This is a genomic window from Achromobacter sp. 1012554356 (genome assembly GCF_059760815.1).
Genome location: NZ_JCBANC010000040.1, coordinates 1 through 17,699, shown reverse-complemented (window position 1 = coordinate 17,699; position 17,699 = coordinate 1). Strand labels below are relative to the sequence as shown.

The following is a 17,699-nucleotide window of genomic DNA, read 5'->3' as shown; positions in this document are numbered from 1 at the left end:
GGGGTCAGGCGCCTTTCAGCTGGGCAATGACCACCAGGATCACCGCCGCGTTGCCCGGCTGCTGCGCGACCGAATTGGCGGTGCGCGCGTGGCCGGCCTTCTCGCCGAGCACCCGCGCAAACAGGCCGGATGCGCCATCCAGCACGGCGGGCTGATCCAGAAAGCCCGGCGCGCTGGCGACATAGCCTTCGACGCGGACAAGGTGGTCCAGGCGGTCGAAGCTGCCGGTGTGCTGGCGGATCTGCGCCAGCACGTTCAGCGCGGCCAGTTCGGCGGCCTGCCGGCCCTGGTCGACGGTAAGCTCCGTCCCGACTCGGCCCTGCCACGCCACGTGCCCATCGCGCAGCGGCAATTGGCCCGAGATAAAGAGCAGGTCGCCCGCCTGGCTGACGGCGGTGTACTGGCCCAGCGGCTGGGGCGCGGGTGGAAGAATCAGGCCGAGTTCGGCCAATCTGGCGTCAATGGACATGGTGGATCTCTCGGTGATGGGACGCCCGCCGCGCGGCGGGCGTCCGCTTGGGTTGCTACCAGTGGCCGGCGGCGGCGCCGCCATCGACCGGAAGGATCGCGCCGGTGGTGTAGGCCGAGTCCGTCAGATAGGTGACCGCCCCGACGATGTCTTCCACCTTGCCTATGCGGCCGGCCGGCTGCAACGAATTCAGGAAGCCGAATGTGGCGGGGTCGTGCATGGGCGTCTCGATGATGCCGGGCGCCACCGCATTGACGCGGATGTTCCGGTCCGACAGTTCGATCGCCAGGGCCCGCGTGGCGTGGTTCAGGCCGCCCTTGATCAGCACCGGCAGCAGCGCCGGGACGCGGCTGCTGGGCTGCATGGCGATGCTGGCCGTGATGTTGACGATGTGGCCGTCGCGGTATTCCGACATGTGCGCCGCCGCCTGCTGGGTGATGTGAAAGAAGCCCTTCAGGTTGGTGTCGATGATGCGATCCAGGTCTTCGTCGGTGTATTCGCCCAGGGGCTTGGGAATGAAGATCCCGGCGTTGTTGACCAGCACGTCGATGCGGCCGAACCTCTCGGTGGCCTGGTGCACGATGTCGCGGGCGGTGCTGGCCAGGGCGATGTCGCCGGCCACGGCCAGGAAGCGGTCGGGCAGGCCCAGGCCTTCCTGCGCCAGGCGTTCGGCGGCCGCATCCAATCCCTGCTGGCTGCGGGCGTTGCCCACCACGTTGTCGCCGCGGCGCAGGTATTCCTGCGCCAGGGCAAATCCGATTCCGCTGGACGCGCCCGTGATCACTACAGTCTTGTTCGACATTTCAATACTCCGGTTTGGCATTTGAGGGTGCCTGCGCGCTCAGACAGTGAAACGAACTATAGGAGCGGGCGGGCCGGCGATAAATGCCCGCGGCGGAACATGAATTGATACCTGGCGGAACAAGCCGGAGCGATCGCGCTGTGCGCCCGCGCTGTCCGGCGATAAGATGCGCTACCCGTGCATAACGACAAACGGGAGGGAGACATCATGCATCGCTACACCCACAATGCGCTGCGCGGCCTGGCCGCGCTGGCGCTGATCCAGTGCACCGTGCCCGCGCACGCCGCGGGCTATCCGGCCAAGCCCATCACCTTCATCGTGCCGTACACGGCTGGCGGCACGACCGATCTGGTTGCGCGCACGGCGGGTCAGAAAGTGGCAGAGAAACTCGGGCAGCCGGTCATCGTCGAGAACCGTCCCGGCGCGGGCGGCAACATCGGCATGGACGCGGTCGCCAAGGCCGCGCCGGACGGCTATGTCATCGGCTTTGGCGCAATATCCACGAACGCGCTCAATCCGTTCGTGTACCCGAAAATGCCGTTCGACCCGACCAAGGATTTCACGGGGATCAGCATGTTGGGGGCGTCCTCCGTGGTGCTGGAGGTGGGCCCGTCGGTCAAGGTGGACAGCGTCAAGGACCTGGTCGCCTACGCCAAGGCGAATCCCAATACGTCGTACGGCACGCCCGGCACGGGCACGTCCATGCACCTTGCGGGGGTGATGTTCGACCAGTTGACCGGCGCCGGCATGCAACACGTGCCCTACAAGGGCAGCGCCCAGGCGCTGAACGATCTGCTGGGCGGCCACCTGCCGGTGATGTTCGACAACCTGCCCGCGTCGCTGCCGCACATCAATGCGGGCAAGGTCCGCGCGCTGGCTGTTACCGGCAGCAAGCGCGCGCCCGCGTTGCCGGACGTGCCGACGCTGGCCGAACTGGGGTATTCGGGCGCGGTGGTGGATCCGTGGTTCGCGGTCTATGGCCCAGCCGGCATGTCGCCTGACGTGACGCGCGTGCTGAGCGACGCCTTCCAGGCGGCGCTTGCGATGCCGGACGTCAAGGACAAGCTGGAGAAGGCCGGCTTTATGCCCTATGGCTCGACGCCGCAGGAAGTCGAGCGGCTGACCCAAAGCCAGCACGAGGCCTTCAAGGCCTTGTCGCAGAAGGTGAAGCTGTCGACGGATTGATCCGCCGGGCGGCGCCCGCGCGTTCCGCTACCGGCCGCGCGCCAGCGCCTGTTCGCGCTGTTCTTCAAGCGCCTCGCGGCGGATGAAGTCGCGTACGAAGGTGTCGGCCGGGTTGTGGTGCAAGTTGTAGGGCGTGTCCCATTGCGCGATGCGGCCCTTGGCCATCACCCCGATGCGGTCGGCAATGGCGAACGCTTCGGCCTGGTTGTGCGTGACCAGGATCGCTGTGTGTCCCGTGGTCTTCAGGATCTCGCGCACCTCGAAGGCAAGCCGCTCGCGGGTGTCCACGTCCAGGTTCGAAAACGGTTCGTCCAGCAGCAGCAGGTCGGGCGAGGGCGCTAGCGCACGGGCCAGGGCCACGCGTTGCTGCTGGCCGCCGGAGATCTCGTGCGGATAGCTGTTGGCGGCGTGCGCCAAACCGACGAGTTCCAGCATTTCTTCGACGCGGCGCGCACGGTCTGGACGGGGCAGCTTGCGCAGGCCGAACGCCACGTTCAGCGCCACGGTCAGGTGAGGAAACAGCGCGTAGTCCTGGAACATCATGCCCACGCGGCGCAGCTCGGGCGCGACCTGTTCGGTGGGCGACGAGATGACCGAGCCATCCAGCAGGATGCGGCCGGCGCGCACCGGCTCGAAGCCGGCAATGGCACGCAGCACGGTGGTCTTGCCGCAACCGGACTCGCCCAGCAGGCAGCCGATATGACCGGCGGGCAGTCCCAGCGACAAGTCCTGCACGATGGGCTTCAAGCCAGCGGGCGTGTCGTAGGCGAGGGAAATGTGGTCGATTTCAAGCAGATCGGGCACGGTGATCAATGTCCCATTTTCAGATTGGTGCGCGCCAGCAGGATGACCGGCAGCAGGCCGGCCAGCACGATGGCCAGCGCGGCCACGGCGCCTTCTTCATATGTGCCGCGCGCGGCTTCCGCGTAAAGCCACGTGGCCAGGGTGTCGAAATTCATGGGGCGCAACAGCAGGGTGGCGGGCAGTTCCTTCATGGCGTCCACGAACACCAGCAGCGCGCTCGCGGCCAGCGCGGGGCGCAGCAAGGGCAGGTGGACGCGGCGCAACGTGCCGCCCGACGTCTCGCCCAGCAGGCGCGATGCCTGTTCCAGCGATGGCGGGATGCGCGCCAGGCCGGCTTCCAGCGCCCCGGTCGAAATCGCCAGGAAGCGGATCGCATAGGCGCACACCAGCGCGCCCATTGAACCCATCATGAACAAGCCCGTGCCGCCGAACACGCGTGCGACTGCGGTGTCGATCCACACGAACGGCGTCAGCAGGCCGATGGCCAGCACCGTGCCGGGCACCGCGTAGCCCAGGCTGGCGATGCGCGCGCAGGCGCGGCCCGGGTTGAAGCCGGCGCTTTCACGCAGGGTGCGGCCCGCCCACGCAACGATCAGCCCGCACAGCAAAGTGACCACCGTGGCGCTGGACGCGACGATCAGGGTGTTGCTCAGGCCGCCAATCAACTGGTCGGACACGCCGCCCACCAGGTGAAGCCGCTTGTAGGTTTCAACGACGAGATACAACGCCGGCGCGACGAATCCGATCAGGACGGGAATCCAGCCCAGTACGGCGGCCACGGCGGCCGCCGCGCCATGCAGCCGGCGCGGCTGCATCGGGCGCATGCGCTGCGTGTTGGCGTAGCGCTGCCGCTTGCGGCCATGGCGTTCAAGCAGGATCAGACCAATGACGATCGCCAGCATCGTCAGCGCGATCTGCGCTGCGCCGGCCAGGTCAGAACGGGTTACCCATGTGGTGTAGACAGAGACGGTCAGCGTCTGCACGCCGAGGAACTCGGAGGCCCCGATGTCGTTCAGGGTCTCCAGCAGCGCCAGGCTGACGCCCACCACGATCGCCGGACGGGCGAGGGGCAGCGCGACGCGGCAGAACACCGCCACGCGGCCCGCGCCCAGCGTGCGGGCGGCTTCAAGCAGGCTGGCGGCCTGCGTCATGAACATGACGCGGGTGCTGAGGTAGACATAGGGATACAGCACGAAACCCAGCACGAAGATCGCGCCATAAATGGAGCGCAGGTCGGGCAGGCGGAATTGGCGCGGGCTGTCGAAACCCAGCATGGCGCGGATCGCCGTCTGGATGGGCCCGATGGGATGCAGCAAGTCCAGGTAGGCGAAGGCGATGATGTAGGTGGGCACCGCCAGCGGCAGCAGCAGCGCCCAGGTCAGGATTCGGCGGGTGGGAAACTCGTACGCGGTCACCAGCCATGCGGCGCCCGTGCCAAGCAAGGTCACGACGATGCCCACACCGGCCAGCAGCATGACGGTATTGGCGAAGGCTTGCGGCAACACATAGCTGGCCAGGTGGTGCCAATGTTCCAGGCTGCCGCCCAACGCCCACCAGCCCAGCGTCAAGACCGGCGCAAGCACCGCCAGCGCGATCAGGGCCGCGCCAACGAGCCAGCCGGTTCCGCGTTCAGACCAGCGTAGCCGCAGCGGCCTGGGCAAGGATTCTGTATGCATGCTTCAAAGTCGGTTGCATCAATGGCAAGGCCTGCTCCCCCAAAAAAGCGGGAACAGGCCCTACGCTTTGCGCCCAATCAGGCGCGCGCGTGTCACTACAGCAGGGTCACGCCATGCCCGGGGGCAGGCGGTCCGGCAGCTTATCAGTTGTCGAAGCCGACCTTGTCGACGAGTTCGCTGGCTTGCTTGCGATGCTTGGCGATCTCGGTCAAGGGCAGGGGATCGACCTTCAGTTCGCCGAAGCTGGCAATCACCGGGTCCAGCTTCACGCCCTTGCGGACGGGGTACTCGTAATTGGCCTGCGCGTACAGGGCTTGGGCCGGTTCCGAAACCAGGAAGTCCAGCAGCTTGACCGCGTTGGCCTTGTTGGGGGCGTGCGCCGCGACGGCTGCGCCGCTGACGTTCACGTGCGTGCCGCCGCTCTTGGCATTGGCGAAGGTCGGGCGGATGACCTTGATGGCATCGCCCCACTTGCGCGCGTCGGTGCCGGGTTCGGCGTTCTTCATGTGGCCGACATAGTAGGCGTTGGCCAGACCGATGTCGCAGATGCCGCCCAGAATGTCGCGCGCCACGTCGCGGTCGCCGCCGGCCGCCTTGCGGGCCAGGTTGGCCTTCACGCCGCGCAGCCATTTTTCGGTGGCTTCGGCGCCGTCATGCGCGATCATGGAGGCGACCAGCGCGGTGTTGTAGGGGTGCTGGCCAGAGCGGATGCAGACCTTGCCCTTCCACTTGGGATCGGCCAGATCTTCGTAGCGGAAGGATTCGAGCTTCAGGTCCTTTTCCACGTACAGCACGCGGTCGCGCAGCGACAGGGCGTACCATTTGCCATCGGCGCCGCGCAGGTTGTCCGGAATGACCGAATTGAGCGTGTCGGACTTGATGGACTGCGTCACGCCGCCGTCCACCAGATCCAGCAGATTGCCGATGTCCACCGTCATCAGCACGTCGGCGGGCGACTTGGCGCCTTCGGCCTTGACGCGTTCCAGCAGGCCGTCCTTGACGAAGACGGTATTGACCTTGATGCCGCTTTCCTTCGTGAAGGCATCCAGCAGCGGCTGGATCAGCTTGGGTTCCCGGGTGGTGTACAGGCTGACTTCCTCGGCGGCGTTGGCCGACACGGTGAAGGCAGCAGCGCCGGCGAGCGCCAGCGCGCGCAGCAGCGAATTCAATTGGGGACGCTTGATCATGAAGGAACTCCAGCTAGGGCCGAAACGAAGGTTGCCGCGGGGCGCCGCCATTTACAGCGACGCACCGCCGCGAAAAGCGGTCTGCTAACGAAAATGATTATCAAGTGAGAACGCGACGATAACAGGAAGCATTGACCCGTTCAACTATCAGTAAGCATAGGGTTCAAGACGTTGATCCCCGTCAAGTTGGAATAAGGGTATTACGGAATAATGAGAGCAGTTATCATCAAGTCCCTGTAGAATAGGGACAACCCTAATGCCGACCGCGGCCTTTTTTTGCGGCTCGGAATGACCTCGCGGCATAGCCGGGCTTCGCCCGGCCACCGCCCGCCCTTACTGAATACGACATGGCTGCTTTCAACACTGAGCGCGTACTTAGCGTGCACCACTGGAACGACACCCTGTTTTCCTTCACCACGACGCGTGATTCGGCCTTGCGGTTCCACAACGGCCACTTCGTGATGATCGGCCTCGAAGTTGAAGGCAAGCCGCTGCTGCGGGCCTACAGCATCGCCAGCGCCAACTACGAAGAAAACCTCGAATTCCTCAGCATCAAGGTGCAGAACGGCCCGCTCACGTCGCGCCTGCAGCACCTGAAAGAGGGTGACACCATCCTCGTCAGCCGCAAGCCCGTCGGCACCCTGGTCGTGGACGACCTCAAGCCCGGCAAGCACCTGTTCCTGTTCGGCACCGGCACCGGTCTCGCGCCCTTCATGAGCATCATCAAAGACCCGGACATCTACGAACGCTTCGACAAGGTCATCCTGGTGCACGGCGTGCGGTGGGTCAGCGAGCTGGCCTACGCCAACTACATCGAAAACGAGCTGCCGAACAACGAATTCTTCGGCGATATCGTGCGCGACAAGCTGGTCTATTACCCCACCGTGACGCGCGAGCCTTTCCGCAATCAAGGCCGCATCACCGAGCTGCTCGAAAACGGCAAACTGTGCGCCGACATCGGCATTCCGCAAATCAATCCCGAAACCGATCGCGCCATGATCTGCGGCAGCCCGCATATGCTGGCTGACATCAGCGCCATGCTCGACAGCCGCGGCTTCGTCGTGTCGCCGGGCGTGGGCCAGCCGGGTGACTACGTCGTCGAACGCGCCTTCGTGGACAAATAAGCCAAGCGGTTTCGGCTTTGTGGCTCCAACAAAAAACCCATCGCATGCGCGATGGGTTTTTTGCTTTGGTGTTTTTACCGCTGCACGAGCCAGCGGTGTCTGACACCCGGGGGAGAGCTGCCGCAAGCCTGCTAAGGCGACTCATGGGTGTCAGACACCTGTATGCAGCGCCGGCAACTCAACCTGCGTAAATCATTCGGGCTGAATGCCGGCCTTCTTGATGATGTCGCCCCACTTCTTGGATTCCGCCTGCTGGAACTTGGTCAGCTCGTCGGGCGTGGAGGAGGCGGCGTCGGTGCCGGTCTGCGCGTAGAACTGTTGGGCCGGCTTGGCCTTGGTGGCGTTGACCAGCAATTCGTTCAGGCGCTTGACCACGTCGGGCGGCGTGCCGGCCGGGGCGTAGGCCGCGAACCAATAGCCCATCTCGTAGCCGGGCACGCCGGCCTCCGAAATGGTCGGCACGTCGGGCGCCAGCGGCGAGCGCGCCTGGCCCGTGACGCCCAGCGCGCGCAGCTTGCCGGATTTGACCTGCGGCAGGCCCGTCGCGGTGTCGGTGATCATCATGTCGATCTGGCCGCCCAGCAGGTCGGTGACGGCGAGCGGGTTGCTCTTGTAGGGCACGTGCAGCAGTTGCACGTTGGCCATCTGCTGCAGCAATTCACCGGCGATGCGGCTGCTGGAGCTGCCGCTGCCAAAGCTCAGCTTGCCCGGCGACTGCTTGGCCTGGGCCAGGAAGTCGCCCACCGTCTTGGCGGACGAACTGGGATTGACGACCATGATCTGCCCACCCTTGCCCAGCAGCGTGAGCGGCGCGAAATCCTTGACGGGATCGTAGGTCAGCGACTTGTACAGGTGCTCGTTGGCCGCATGTGTGGTGTTGGTGGTGATCAGGACCGTGTAGCCGTCTGGCGCTGCGCGCGCGCCGGCTGCCGCGCCGATCATCGCGCTGGCGCCGGGCTTGTTCTCGATGACGACGGCCTGGCCCGTCTGTTCGGTGACGCCCTGGCCGATGGCACGGCCGATCTGGTCGGTGGCGCTGCCCGCGGCGAACGGCACGATGAAGGTGATGGGCTTGGCCGGAAATTGCGCCATGGCCGATAGGGGCAGGGCGGCGGCCAATAGCAGGGCCAGCCGGCCCTTGGTCGTGATGCGCATGTGTGTCTCCTGTGGTGTTTTTTTATCGGAACTGAAATCAGGCGGCCGCTGGGCGGTCGCCGGGTATGTCTGGCAGACGGCTCGCCAGCCCGGAGCTGACCTCCACCGTCATGTCCAGCAATCTGAAAGACAGGCTCTTGCCGTGCGTGTCGAGGTTCAGCGCGTCGTTGACGCCGCCGTCCAGTACACCTTCCAGCACGAAGTTCATGGCGTTGAGCATCGGCAGCGAAAACCGCGTCACGCGCTTGGGATGGCGGTAGGCGAACCACTGTGCGACGCGCGCTTCGGTCACTTGCGCGGCCATCACGTCATAGCATTCGGGGTCCCAGGCGATGAGGCTCAGGTTCGAGATATCTCCCTTGTCCCCGGAGCGGCTGTGGGCCAGCCGGTACAACGGCACGGCGAGCAGGGTGTGGTTCATGGCGCGATCTCCTCCAGGAAGTTCCAGCCGCTCTTTACGGCTTCGCGGGGAATGGTGCAGGACATCATGTTCAGGCGCGGGCGCAGGGCGGTGCGAACTCCGCCGCCGCCGGCCGGGCCGCAGGTGTATAGCGCGGTCACTTCGCGCAGCACGCGTTCGGCCTGCGCGCGATCGGCGTTTTCCGTGGCCAGCCGCAGCCGCACGTCGCGGGCGCGGCTGTCGGGCAGTGCACGGCGCATTTCGCCCGCGTCGTCGCCCAGGATGCTGATCGCGCCGATCAGGTCGGCGCGCAGCTTGTAATCGGCGCCCAGACGCTTTTGCACGATATCGGCGGCCAGGCGTGCTCGTGCTTCGGCCTGCACGCCAGCGTAGGAAATCTCCGCTTCCGCCAGCCAGCCGCCGCGATAGCAGACGTTGACCTTGAGCTCGGCGGGCCGGGCATGGCCCGTGATGCCATGGACGGCAACCCGGTTGCCGCCCAACTCGACGACGCGCGCCTGGCTCAGGTCCGCAACCACGTCCGGGGTCAGGTAGCGGGCCGGATCATGGACTTCATACAGCAATTGTTCCTTCACGGTGCGCGCATCGACCGCACCGCCCGTGCCGTCGGCCTTGCCGATCACGAATTCGCCGTCGGCCTGGATCTCGGCGATGGGAAAGCCGGCCGTATGCACGTCCGGGACTTCCTTCAGCCCCGGCACGCAGAAATAGCCGCCGGTCACCTGCAGCCCGCACTCGAGCATGTGGCCTGCCATGGTGGCGCGTCCCAGACGCGGCCAGTCGGCGGGATCCCAGCCGAAATGCGCCAGCGCCGGACCCAGCGTCAGCGAGGGGTCGGCCACGCGGCCGGCAACCACGATCTGCGCGCCGGCGGCCAGAGCCTGGGCGATTTCTGAGGCGCCCAGATAGGCGGTGGCGCTCACGATGTCCAGGCCGTCCAGCGCGGCGCCCAGACGCTGCGCCAGCAGGTCGCGATGCTCGGCGCCGTTCAGCGCGTCGCCATGCACAACGGCGATGCGTGGGGCAGGCAGGCCCTGTTCACGCGCCAGTTCTGCGATGCGACGCGCGGCAGCGGGCGGGTTGGCCGCGCCGAAATTGCTGACGATGTTGATGCCGTGGTGCAGGCAATCCGCCAGGATCGGACCCACCAGTTCGTCCAGCAACGGTTCATAGCCGCGGCGGGGGTCGTCGTTGCGCGCCAGCTGCGCCAACGCCAGCGTCCGTTCCGCCAGCGTCTCGAAGATCAGCGTGCCGCCGCCTTGGGCGGCCAGGGTGCGGACCACGGCCGCGGCGCCATCGCTGCGGTCGCCGGAAAATCCGGAGGCGCAGCCGATGAGCAAGGGAGATTGAGACATGAGCAGTCCAGGCGCGTTCAAGGGGTTGGAACGACTATAGGCAAGGCGCGATCATCCGTAAAATAGAAAAATCGGATTGATTAATACAAGAAAGCCATGAATCTATCGTCCCGCCAATTGCGTGCCTTTGTCGCGCTTGCCGACGAAAGGCACTTCACGCGCGCCGCCCAGCGCTGCCATTTGACGCAGCCGGCGTTCAGCGCCCTGATCCGTTCGCTTGAAGACAGCGCCGGCGTGCGGCTCTTTGACCGCAGCACGCGGCATGTCGAGCTGACTGCCGAAGGCCGCGTGCTGGATGCCACGGCGCGGCGGCTGTTGGCGGATATGGACCTTGCGATGGGCGATCTGCGGGATCTGGCGGAACGGCGCCGGGGCAGGGTAACGCTGGCCGCGCTGCCGTCCCTTGCGGCGGGATGGCTGCCGAATCTGCTGGCCCGCTTCCGGCATGATCATCCGGGCATCGCGCTTGACCTGCGGGATGCCTTGCTCGATCCCTGCCTGGACATGGTGCAAAGCGGCGTGGCCGATTTTGCCGTGGCGTCCCGGCGGCCCGACATGACCGATCTGGATAGCGAATTCCTGCACGCGGATCGCTACTTTCTGGTGTGCCGCGTGGACCATCCGTTGGCGGACCAACCGCGTGTGCGGCTGCGCGACGTGTTGCGGCACCCGATCATCCAGCTTGCACGCGGCAGCAGTGTGCGCAAACATCTGGATGAAGCGCTGGGCGCGGAGGCGCCGTTGCCCGTTTTCGAGGTCGAGCACCTGGCGACCGTCACGGGTCTGGTGCGGGCCGGTCTTGGCGTGTCGGTCGTGCCCGCGATGACGCTGTTCCATTTCCGCAGCGACGACCTGCGCGTTGTGCCGCTGGCGGGCCGCGCTTTGACGCGGCCGCTGTATCTGGTCCGCCGCAAGGGCCGCAGTCTGTCGGTGGCTGCGCAGGCACTGGCCGAATTGCTGATTGCGCATCGGGGCGATATCGGCGGCGCCGGGCATCCGCCGGGTGCGCAAGATCAGTCCTAAACCCGCTTACGGCGAACCGCTACTTTCGCAAAAGTCTATTGCTGGATAAACTCCGATAGTTGTAGCTTCTATCCGTCACTAGAAGGATTCCGCCCATGAGCAAGCAAATCATTCATACCGACACCGCGCCCGCCGCCGTCGGCCCTTACTCGCAAGCGGTTGCCGTCAGCGGCACCAAGACTGTCTATCTCTCGGGCCAGATCGGCCTGGAGCCCGGCACCGGCGACCTGGTATCTGAAAACTTCGACGCGCAGGTGCGTCAGGCGTTTGCCAACATGCAGGAAGTCATCAAGGCTGCGGGCGGCACGCTGGAAAACGTGGTCAAGCTCACGCTTTTCCTGACCGACCTGGGCAAGTTCACGGCGGCCAACGCCATCATGGCCGAGATCATTCCCCAGCCGTTCCCGGCGCGCTCCACGATCGGTGTGGCCAGCTTGCCGAAGGGCGCGCAGTTCGAAGTCGAAGCCATCATGGTCCTGTAAGGCGCGCCCGGACGTTTCATTCCAGGGGTTCGTTCCTACATGACGGCCGCAGCCGTGGCCTCCAAGCGTACCGGCGCCGACAAAAACGGCGCCGGCAAGATGACGGATACGGAGCGCAAGCTTCGTAACCTGGGTTTGGTGCTGCCCGAGGACTTCGTGCTGCACCTGCCGCTGCGCTACGAAGACGAAACGCGCGTCATTCCGATCAGCGCCTTGCGTCCGGGCTTTGCCGGCCAGGTCGAAGGCGAGATCACCAAATCCGAGGTCCTCTACCGGCCCCGGCGCCAGCTCACCGCCACATTGGCGGACGAGAGCGGCGAACTCCAATTGCGCTGGCTGAACTTCTACCCCAGCCAGCAAAAGCAAGTGACCGTGGGCAAGCGCCTGCGCGCCCGCGGCGAAGTGCGCGGCGGGCTGTTCGGCCGCGAGATGGTGCATCCGCGGCTGACCAACGCGGATTCGCCGCTGCCCACCGCGCTCACGCCCGTCTATCCCACCACCGAAGGGCTGCCGCAACCGGCGTTGCGGCGGGCCATTGCGCAGGCGCTGAACACCGCCAACCTGTCGGACACGCTGCCCGATGCGGCGCGCGCCCGCTACGACCTGCCGCCGTTCGAACCCGCGATCCGCGCGCTGCACACGCCCGCCCAGGGTGAATCCGAACAGGCCCTGCTGGACCGTGTGCATCCGGCCTGGCGGCGCATCAAGTTCGACGAGTTGCTGGCGCAGCAGCTCTCGCTCGCCGCCGCTCGCGCGGCGCGCCGCATCAAGGAAGCCGAATCGCTGCCCGTGCAGAACGGGGCAGGCGGGCTGGTGGCACGCTTGTACGACACGCTGCCCTTCAAGCTGACTGGCGCGCAGCAGCGCGTCGTGCAGGAGATTTCGGCGGATCTTGCCAAGCCTTATCCCATGCACCGCCTGTTGCAGGGCGACGTAGGTAGCGGCAAGACCGTCGTGGCGGCCCTGGCGGCGGCGCAGGCCATCGCGGGCGGGGCGCAGGTTGCGCTGATGGCGCCCACCGAAATCCTGGCCGAGCAGCACTATCGCAAGCTGTTGTCCTGGCTGCAGCCGCTGGGCGTGAGCGTCACGTGGTTGAGCGGCAGCCTGACCGCGAAGGCCCGGCGCGAAGCCGTGGCCGCCGCCGCCGATGGCAGCGTGCAGCTTGTCGTCGGCACGCAGGCGCTGATCCAGGACCATGTTGAATTCCACCGGCTGGGCCTGTCCATCGTCGACGAGCAGCATCGCTTCGGTGTCGGCCAGCGCCTTGCGCTGACGCGCAAGGGCGAAACCGTGCGCGGCCGCATCGTGCCGCACCAGCTCAACATGAGCGCCACGCCCATCCCGCGCACGCTCGCCATGACCTTCTTCGCGGACCTGGACGTGTCCGTGATCGACGAGCTGCCGCCCGGCCGCAGCCCCGTGGTGACCAAGCTGGTTTCGGACGCGCGGCGCGAAGAGGTCATCGCCCATATCGCGCAGGCCGCGCGCGGCGGCCAGCAGGCGTATTGGGTCTGTCCGCTGGTCGAGGAAAGCGAAGCCCTCGAACTGCAAACCGCCGTCGACACCTACGAAGGCATGCGGACCGATCTGCCGGACCTGCGGATCGGCCTGGTGCATGGCCGCCTGCCGCAGGCCGAGAAGGCCGCCGTGATGCAGGCTTTCCGCGACGGCGAGATCGATCTGCTCGTCGCCACGACCGTCATCGAAGTCGGGGTAGACGTGCCAAATGCTTCGCTGATGGTGATTGAACACGCCGAGCGCTTCGGCCTTGCGCAGCTGCACCAGTTGCGCGGGCGCGTGGGGCGGGGCACGGCCGAGTCCGTGTGCGTGCTGCTCTATCAGACGCCGCTGTCGCAGGTCGCGCGCGAACGCCTGCGCGCCATGTTTGAAACGTCCGATGGTTTCGAGATCGCCCGCCGCGATCTGGAACAGCGCGGCCCCGGCGAATTCCTGGGCACGCGCCAGTCGGGCATGGCGCTCTTGCGGTTTGCCGACCTGGAAACCGATGCCGCGATCGCCGAAGACGCGCGCGACGCTGCCGCGTGGCTGCGCACCGAACATCCCGCCGCCGTCGAGGCGCATCTGGCGCGCTGGATGCGCGGCCGCGAAGACTTCCTGCGGACCTGACATGCGGCCCGTCAACCCTCTTGAATCCTCAAGCGCCGGCCACGGGGCCGGCGCCATAACCCCGGGGGCGTAGTCCACCATGACTCTCACCGAACTCAAGTACATCGTCGCCGTCGCCCGCGAGCGGCACTTTGGCCGCGCGGCCGAGGCCTGTTTCGTCAGCCAGCCGACGCTGTCCGTGGCCATCCGCAAGCTGGAGGACGAGCTGGGCGTGACCCTGTTCGAACGCGGCGGCTCGGAAGTCGGCGTGACGCCCATCGGCCAGCGCATCGTCGCGCAGGCGCAGAAGGTGCTCGAGGAAAGCGCCAGCATCAAGGAGATCGCCAGGCAGGGCCACGATCCGCTGGCCGGCCCGCTGCGCGTCGGCGTCATTCACACCATCGGGCCGTACCTGCTGCCCAAGCTGGTGCCCGTTCAGATCGGCCGCACGCCGCAGATGCCGCTGCTGCTCCAGGAAAACTTCACCGTCCGTCTCGTGGAGTTGCTGCGCCAGGGCGAAATCGATTGCGCCATCATGGCCTTGCCGTTGCCCGAAGCCGGCCTGGTCATGCAGCCGCTCTATGACGAACCCTTCGTGGTGGCCGTGCCCAACGACCATGAGCTCGCGCAGCGCAAGTCCATCGACGCCCAGGACCTGAAACAGCAGACCATGCTGCTGCTGGGCAGCGGCCATTGCTTCCGCGATCAGGTCCTTGAAGTCTGTCCCGAACTGTCCCGCTTCTCGGCGGCCAGCGATGGCATCCAGCGCACGTTCGAAGGCTCGTCGCTCGAGACCATCCGCCACATGGTCGCGGCCGGCATCGGCGTCACGGTGCTTCCGATCACTGCCGTGCCCGAAAATCCGCCCGCCAACAGCCTGTTGCGCTACGTGCCGTTCGAAGGCCACGTGCCCGAGCGCCGCGTGGTGCTCGCATGGCGGCGCAGCTTTCCCCGCCTGGCCGCCATCGAGGCGCTGGCGCAGGCCGTCTATGAATGCGAACTGCCCGGGGTGAAGATGCTGGCGGGCGAAGCAGCGGCCGTGCAGGATTGACGCGGCGGCCGTAGCCGGCCATTGGGGCCTTTGCGCGGGGCGTCCTCACGCGGGGCGTCCGCACGCCGCGTCAATCGGTCGCAGCCCATTGTGAGAACGGCTTCGCCACAACGGCCGTTCTGTCGTGTTTGCAGTGGTATTCTTATTTCCGCCTTTTTCCATAGGAGCTAGCAATGGCCAAGTCCACCAAGAAGACCTCGAGCGTTCCGCGCATCAACATCGGTATTTCGGACAAGGACCGCGCCGCGGTTGCCGGCGAACTGTCCAAGTTGCTGGCCGATTCGTACACGCTGTACCTGATGACGCACAACTTCCACTGGAACGTCACGGGGCCCATGTTCAACACGCTGCATCAGATGTTCATGACGCAGTACACCGAAGAATGGAACGCGCTGGACAGCATCGCCGAGCGCATTCGTGCGCTGGGCCACTACGCGCCGGGCACGTATCGCGAATACGCCAAGCTGTCGTCGATCGCCGAACCGGAAACGGTGCCGGACGCGCTGGAAATGGTGCGCCTCTTGGTCGACGGCAACGAGTCGGTCGCCAAGACCGCGCGCGCTGCCTTCGAAAAGGCCGACGCCGCCAACGACCAGCCCACGGCCGACCTGCTGACGCAGCGCCTGGACGTGCATGAAAAGAACGCCTGGATGCTGCGCAGCCTGCTGCAGTGATCGGGACGGCCGGCTTTCCTCGAGGAAAGCGGCCGGTTCTTTAGGCTTGAGCTAAATGGCCGCCCAGAGGGGCGGCCATTTTTTTGCCTTGCGTGCGTGCCCTACAGGTCGTAAACCGGAATGGGCGGAATACGTTTGGCCGGCGGCGGAATGCGCCACGACGCTCTGCGGCGCAGCGCGCCCAGCAGTTTCAGCCCCTGCGGCCAGTCGGCCAGGCCGCTGTCCGCATTGATATGGCCGGCGCCGGGCAGGACCACGACGCGGCTGCCCCAGTCCGCCGCGAAGACGCGCGCGCGTTCCAGCGCGCAATAGGGATCATTGTCGCTGGCGACCACCACGCTCTGGAAAGGCAGCGGCTGGCGCGGGATGGGCGCGAAGCCGCGCAGGCAATCGGGCGTATCGGCGCGTTCGACGTCGGCGGGCGCGACCAGCAGCGCGCCGGCGACCTTGGCGCGCAAGGGGACCGGGAGGGCGGCGCTGATCAGGCAGCCGAGGCTGTGCGCCACAAGCAGGACCGGGCTGCGGGCGTCGTCGACCTCGGCCGTCAGGCGGGATATCCAATCGGCCGCGCTGGGGTTTTCCCAGTCGTGCTGCTCGATGCGCCGAGCGTTGGGCAACAGGGCCTGCCACCGGGACTGCCAGTGGTCGGGGCCGGAGTTTTTCCAGCCCGGGACGATTATCGGTTGGAGTCTCATGCGGCACATGATGCCGCCGCCGTTTAGTAACTCAAACGAATTAATGGTCTTTTGCATATACGGCGTTCGGAATAAGGCGGGGCGCCCCGAACGATGCCGCAGTGCATCACAAAACCCCGGAAAACCCTGCGCCAACCCACCCAAAAGCCGAGATATTTCAGTGTATGCTTGCCGTGCAAATGCACCGCCAACGGGCATGACATCTACGTTTCCGGCCGTCAGCCCGTTGATGGATCAACGATTACAAGTCATTCGAGGAGTCCACTCATGAAGCCAGTTTTCCGTCTGACCCCGGTCATCGCAGCACTGGGCGTCGCCGCTGGTTTGACGTTTGGCGCGGCCGCGCACGCGCAGACGATCAAGATCGGCGTTGTCGGCCCCACCACCGGCGCGGTCACGCAGTATGGCGATATGGTCCGTGAAGGGGTCGATACCGCGGTCGAGCGCATCAACGCCGCTGGCGGCATCAATGGCAAAAAGCTGGAAACCGTGGTCATCGACGACGGCTGCGAACCCAAGCAGGGTCCCAACGCCGCCAACCGTGTCGTCAACAGCAAGATCGGTTTCGTCGTGGGCCACGTGTGCTCGGGCGCCACCATCGCCGCCGCCGACATCTACAACAACGAAGGCGTGGTCATGGTCACCCCGTCGGCCACGTCGCCGGCCCTGACCGACGGCAAGAACTACGAGTTCATCTTCCGCACCATCGGCCGTGACGACCAGCAAGGTCCCGCCGCCGCCAAGTTCATCCTCGACAAGATCAAGCCCAAGAAGGTCGCCGTGCTGCACGACAAGCAGTCGTACGGCCAGGGCATCGCCACCGCGGTCAAGAACGACCTGGAAAAGGGCGGCGTGGCCGTCGCCGTGTTCGAAGGCATCAACGCCGGCGACAGCGACTACTCGGCGGTCATCACCAAGCTCAAGAGCCAGGGCGTGGACTTCGTCTACTACGGAGGCTACCACCCCGAAATGGGCCTGCTGCTGCGCCAGGCGGCCGAGCAGGGCGTGAAGGCCAAGTGGATGGGTCCGGAAGGCACGGGCAACCCGGACATCAACGCCATCGCGGGCGACGCCGTCGAAGGCATGCTGCTGACGCTGCCGGCCGACTTCACGCAGAACGCCGCCAACGCCGACATCGTCAAGGCGTTCGAAGCCAAGAAGCGCAACGCCAGCGGCGCGTTCCAGATGACCGCCTACGCGGCCACGCAGGTCATCGCGGACGGCATCAAGGGCGCTGGCTCGGACGATCCCACCAAGGTCGCCAAGTACCTGCACGCCAATTCCTTCGACACGCCGATTGGCAAGGTGTCGTGGAACAAGCAGGGTGACCTGACGAACTTCCAGTTCGACGTGTTCACCTGGCACAAGGACGGCTCCAAGACCGTCTACAAGTAAATCGCAGGACGGCGGGCCGCCGCAGGCTCGCCGCACGCGAAAGGCGCTTGTCCTGCGCCACAAAAAACCGGGCCGCAAGCTGATCGCTTGCGGCC

17 protein-coding genes are annotated in these 17,699 nt (G+C 65.9%); 8 read left to right on the top strand and 9 right to left on the bottom strand.

Annotated elements, in window-relative coordinates:
* Positions 1 to 4 precede the first annotated feature (4 nt).
* Positions 5 to 469, bottom strand: coding sequence for a RidA family protein (locus AC6LJW_RS19660; protein ID WP_427987791.1), 465 nt, complete (start codon positions 467 to 469; stop codon positions 5 to 7).
* 55 nt (positions 470 to 524) lie between these two features.
* Positions 525 to 1,271 (bottom strand): SDR family NAD(P)-dependent oxidoreductase, encoded by a 747-nt coding sequence (locus AC6LJW_RS19655; RefSeq protein ID WP_498088055.1) that lies wholly within the window; start codon positions 1,269 to 1,271, stop codon positions 525 to 527.
* A 207-nt stretch (positions 1,272 to 1,478) separates the two neighbouring features.
* On the opposite strand from AC6LJW_RS19655, the gene AC6LJW_RS19650 reads away from it, so the two are divergent.
* Positions 1,479 to 2,456, top strand: coding sequence for a Bug family tripartite tricarboxylate transporter substrate binding protein (locus AC6LJW_RS19650; protein WP_498088054.1), 978 nt, complete (start codon positions 1,479 to 1,481; stop codon positions 2,454 to 2,456).
* Between the two features lie 27 nt (positions 2,457 to 2,483).
* On the opposite strand, the gene AC6LJW_RS19645 is transcribed toward AC6LJW_RS19650, so the two are convergent.
* The 3 genes from AC6LJW_RS19645 to AC6LJW_RS19635 all read right to left on the bottom strand — a co-directional run bounded on the left by AC6LJW_RS19645 (position 2,484) and on the right by AC6LJW_RS19635 (position 6,123).
* A complete protein-coding gene (locus AC6LJW_RS19645; RefSeq protein ID WP_056566461.1) occupies positions 2,484 to 3,260 on the bottom strand; it encodes an ABC transporter ATP-binding protein in 777 nt (258 codons plus the stop codon).
* Positions 3,261 to 3,265: 5 nt separating this feature from the next.
* Positions 3,266 to 4,936 carry an ABC transporter permease gene (locus tag AC6LJW_RS19640; protein WP_498088053.1) on the bottom strand — a complete coding sequence of 557 codons (1,671 nt, stop codon included), beginning with the start codon at positions 4,934 to 4,936 and terminating at the stop codon, positions 3,266 to 3,268.
* A 143-nt stretch (positions 4,937 to 5,079) separates the two neighbouring features.
* A complete protein-coding gene (locus AC6LJW_RS19635) occupies positions 5,080 to 6,123 on the bottom strand; it encodes a Fe(3+) ABC transporter substrate-binding protein (protein WP_056561010.1) in 1,044 nt (347 codons plus the stop codon).
* A gap of 347 nt (positions 6,124 to 6,470) precedes the next feature.
* On the opposite strand from AC6LJW_RS19635, the gene AC6LJW_RS19630 reads away from it, so the two are divergent.
* The gene (locus AC6LJW_RS19630) at positions 6,471 to 7,247 is read left to right on the top strand and encodes a ferredoxin--NADP reductase (protein WP_427987324.1); all 777 of its coding nucleotides are present in this window, start codon (positions 6,471 to 6,473) and stop codon (positions 7,245 to 7,247) included.
* A gap of 192 nt (positions 7,248 to 7,439) precedes the next feature.
* Here the strand turns inward: AC6LJW_RS19630 and AC6LJW_RS19625 are convergent, their stop codons facing one another.
* Genes AC6LJW_RS19625 through AC6LJW_RS19615 form a run of 3 tightly spaced genes read right to left on the bottom strand, consistent with a single transcriptional unit; the run spans position 7,440 to position 10,178 of the window.
* Positions 7,440 to 8,402 (bottom strand): Bug family tripartite tricarboxylate transporter substrate binding protein, encoded by a 963-nt coding sequence (locus tag AC6LJW_RS19625; RefSeq protein WP_056561016.1) that lies wholly within the window; start codon positions 8,400 to 8,402, stop codon positions 7,440 to 7,442.
* A 37-nt stretch (positions 8,403 to 8,439) separates the two neighbouring features.
* Positions 8,440 to 8,823 (bottom strand): AtuA-related protein, encoded by a 384-nt coding sequence (locus AC6LJW_RS19620; protein WP_498088052.1) that lies wholly within the window; start codon positions 8,821 to 8,823, stop codon positions 8,440 to 8,442.
* On the bottom strand, positions 8,820 to 10,178 hold the full coding sequence (locus AC6LJW_RS19615; protein ID WP_498088051.1) for an acyclic terpene utilization AtuA family protein: 1,359 nt from the start codon (positions 10,176 to 10,178) through the stop codon (positions 8,820 to 8,822). Before AC6LJW_RS19615 ends, AC6LJW_RS19620 begins: the two co-directional genes overlap by 4 nt.
* Positions 10,179 to 10,274: 96 nt before the next feature.
* Between AC6LJW_RS19615 and AC6LJW_RS19610 the strand changes: the two genes are divergently transcribed.
* The 5 genes from AC6LJW_RS19610 (at position 10,275) to AC6LJW_RS19590 (ending at position 15,514) form a co-directional block, all read left to right on the top strand.
* A complete protein-coding gene (locus tag AC6LJW_RS19610) occupies positions 10,275 to 11,201 on the top strand; it encodes a LysR family transcriptional regulator (RefSeq protein ID WP_056561024.1) in 927 nt (308 codons plus the stop codon).
* A gap of 95 nt (positions 11,202 to 11,296) precedes the next feature.
* Complete coding sequence (locus AC6LJW_RS19605) at positions 11,297 to 11,683, top strand: Rid family detoxifying hydrolase (RefSeq protein WP_056561027.1); 387 nt, start codon at positions 11,297 to 11,299, stop codon at positions 11,681 to 11,683.
* A gap of 39 nt (positions 11,684 to 11,722) precedes the next feature.
* Positions 11,723 to 13,810, top strand: coding sequence for an ATP-dependent DNA helicase RecG (gene recG / locus AC6LJW_RS19600; RefSeq protein ID WP_427987318.1), 2,088 nt, complete (start codon positions 11,723 to 11,725; stop codon positions 13,808 to 13,810).
* 79 nt (positions 13,811 to 13,889) lie between these two features.
* On the top strand, positions 13,890 to 14,840 hold the full coding sequence (locus tag AC6LJW_RS19595) for a LysR substrate-binding domain-containing protein (RefSeq protein ID WP_056561033.1): 951 nt from the start codon (positions 13,890 to 13,892) through the stop codon (positions 14,838 to 14,840).
* A 173-nt stretch (positions 14,841 to 15,013) separates the two neighbouring features.
* Positions 15,014 to 15,514, top strand: coding sequence for a Dps family protein (locus AC6LJW_RS19590; RefSeq protein WP_105238812.1), 501 nt, complete (start codon positions 15,014 to 15,016; stop codon positions 15,512 to 15,514).
* Positions 15,515 to 15,615: 101 nt separating this feature from the next.
* On the opposite strand, the gene AC6LJW_RS19585 is transcribed toward AC6LJW_RS19590, so the two are convergent.
* The gene (locus tag AC6LJW_RS19585; protein ID WP_056561039.1) at positions 15,616 to 16,209 is read right to left on the bottom strand and encodes an RBBP9/YdeN family alpha/beta hydrolase; all 594 of its coding nucleotides are present in this window, start codon (positions 16,207 to 16,209) and stop codon (positions 15,616 to 15,618) included.
* 267 nt (positions 16,210 to 16,476) lie between these two features.
* Between AC6LJW_RS19585 and AC6LJW_RS19580 the strand changes: the two genes are divergently transcribed.
* The gene (locus tag AC6LJW_RS19580) at positions 16,477 to 17,604 is read left to right on the top strand and encodes a branched-chain amino acid ABC transporter substrate-binding protein (protein WP_056561042.1); all 1,128 of its coding nucleotides are present in this window, start codon (positions 16,477 to 16,479) and stop codon (positions 17,602 to 17,604) included.
* Positions 17,605 to 17,699 lie beyond the last annotated feature (95 nt).

What these genes read in the sequence shown, in the direction of transcription:
- AC6LJW_RS19635 (WP_056561010.1), bottom strand. Translation starts at nt 6,123, where the DNA reads ATGATCAAGCGTCCCCAATTGAATTCGCTGCTGCGCGCGCTGGCGCTC.
- AC6LJW_RS19605 (WP_056561027.1), top strand. Translation starts at nt 11,297, where the DNA reads ATGAGCAAGCAAATCATTCATACCGACACCGCGCCCGCCGCCGTCGGC.
- AC6LJW_RS19590 (WP_105238812.1), top strand. Translation starts at nt 15,014, where the DNA reads ATGGCCAAGTCCACCAAGAAGACCTCGAGCGTTCCGCGCATCAACATC.
- AC6LJW_RS19650 (WP_498088054.1), top strand. Translation starts at nt 1,479, where the DNA reads ATGCATCGCTACACCCACAATGCGCTGCGCGGCCTGGCCGCGCTGGCG.
- AC6LJW_RS19630 (WP_427987324.1), top strand. Translation starts at nt 6,471, where the DNA reads ATGGCTGCTTTCAACACTGAGCGCGTACTTAGCGTGCACCACTGGAAC.
- AC6LJW_RS19580 (WP_056561042.1), top strand. Translation starts at nt 16,477, where the DNA reads ATGAAGCCAGTTTTCCGTCTGACCCCGGTCATCGCAGCACTGGGCGTC.
- AC6LJW_RS19640 (WP_498088053.1), bottom strand. Translation starts at nt 4,936, where the DNA reads ATGCATACAGAATCCTTGCCCAGGCCGCTGCGGCTACGCTGGTCTGAA.
- recG (WP_427987318.1), top strand. Translation starts at nt 11,723, where the DNA reads ATGACGGCCGCAGCCGTGGCCTCCAAGCGTACCGGCGCCGACAAAAAC.
- AC6LJW_RS19610 (WP_056561024.1), top strand. Translation starts at nt 10,275, where the DNA reads ATGAATCTATCGTCCCGCCAATTGCGTGCCTTTGTCGCGCTTGCCGAC.
- AC6LJW_RS19655 (WP_498088055.1), bottom strand. Translation starts at nt 1,271, where the DNA reads ATGTCGAACAAGACTGTAGTGATCACGGGCGCGTCCAGCGGAATCGGA.
- AC6LJW_RS19595 (WP_056561033.1), top strand. Translation starts at nt 13,890, where the DNA reads ATGACTCTCACCGAACTCAAGTACATCGTCGCCGTCGCCCGCGAGCGG.
- AC6LJW_RS19585 (WP_056561039.1), bottom strand. Translation starts at nt 16,209, where the DNA reads ATGAGACTCCAACCGATAATCGTCCCGGGCTGGAAAAACTCCGGCCCC.
- AC6LJW_RS19660 (WP_427987791.1), bottom strand. Translation starts at nt 469, where the DNA reads ATGTCCATTGACGCCAGATTGGCCGAACTCGGCCTGATTCTTCCACCC.
- AC6LJW_RS19625 (WP_056561016.1), bottom strand. Translation starts at nt 8,402, where the DNA reads ATGCGCATCACGACCAAGGGCCGGCTGGCCCTGCTATTGGCCGCCGCC.
- AC6LJW_RS19615 (WP_498088051.1), bottom strand. Translation starts at nt 10,178, where the DNA reads ATGTCTCAATCTCCCTTGCTCATCGGCTGCGCCTCCGGATTTTCCGGC.
- AC6LJW_RS19620 (WP_498088052.1), bottom strand. Translation starts at nt 8,823, where the DNA reads ATGAACCACACCCTGCTCGCCGTGCCGTTGTACCGGCTGGCCCACAGC.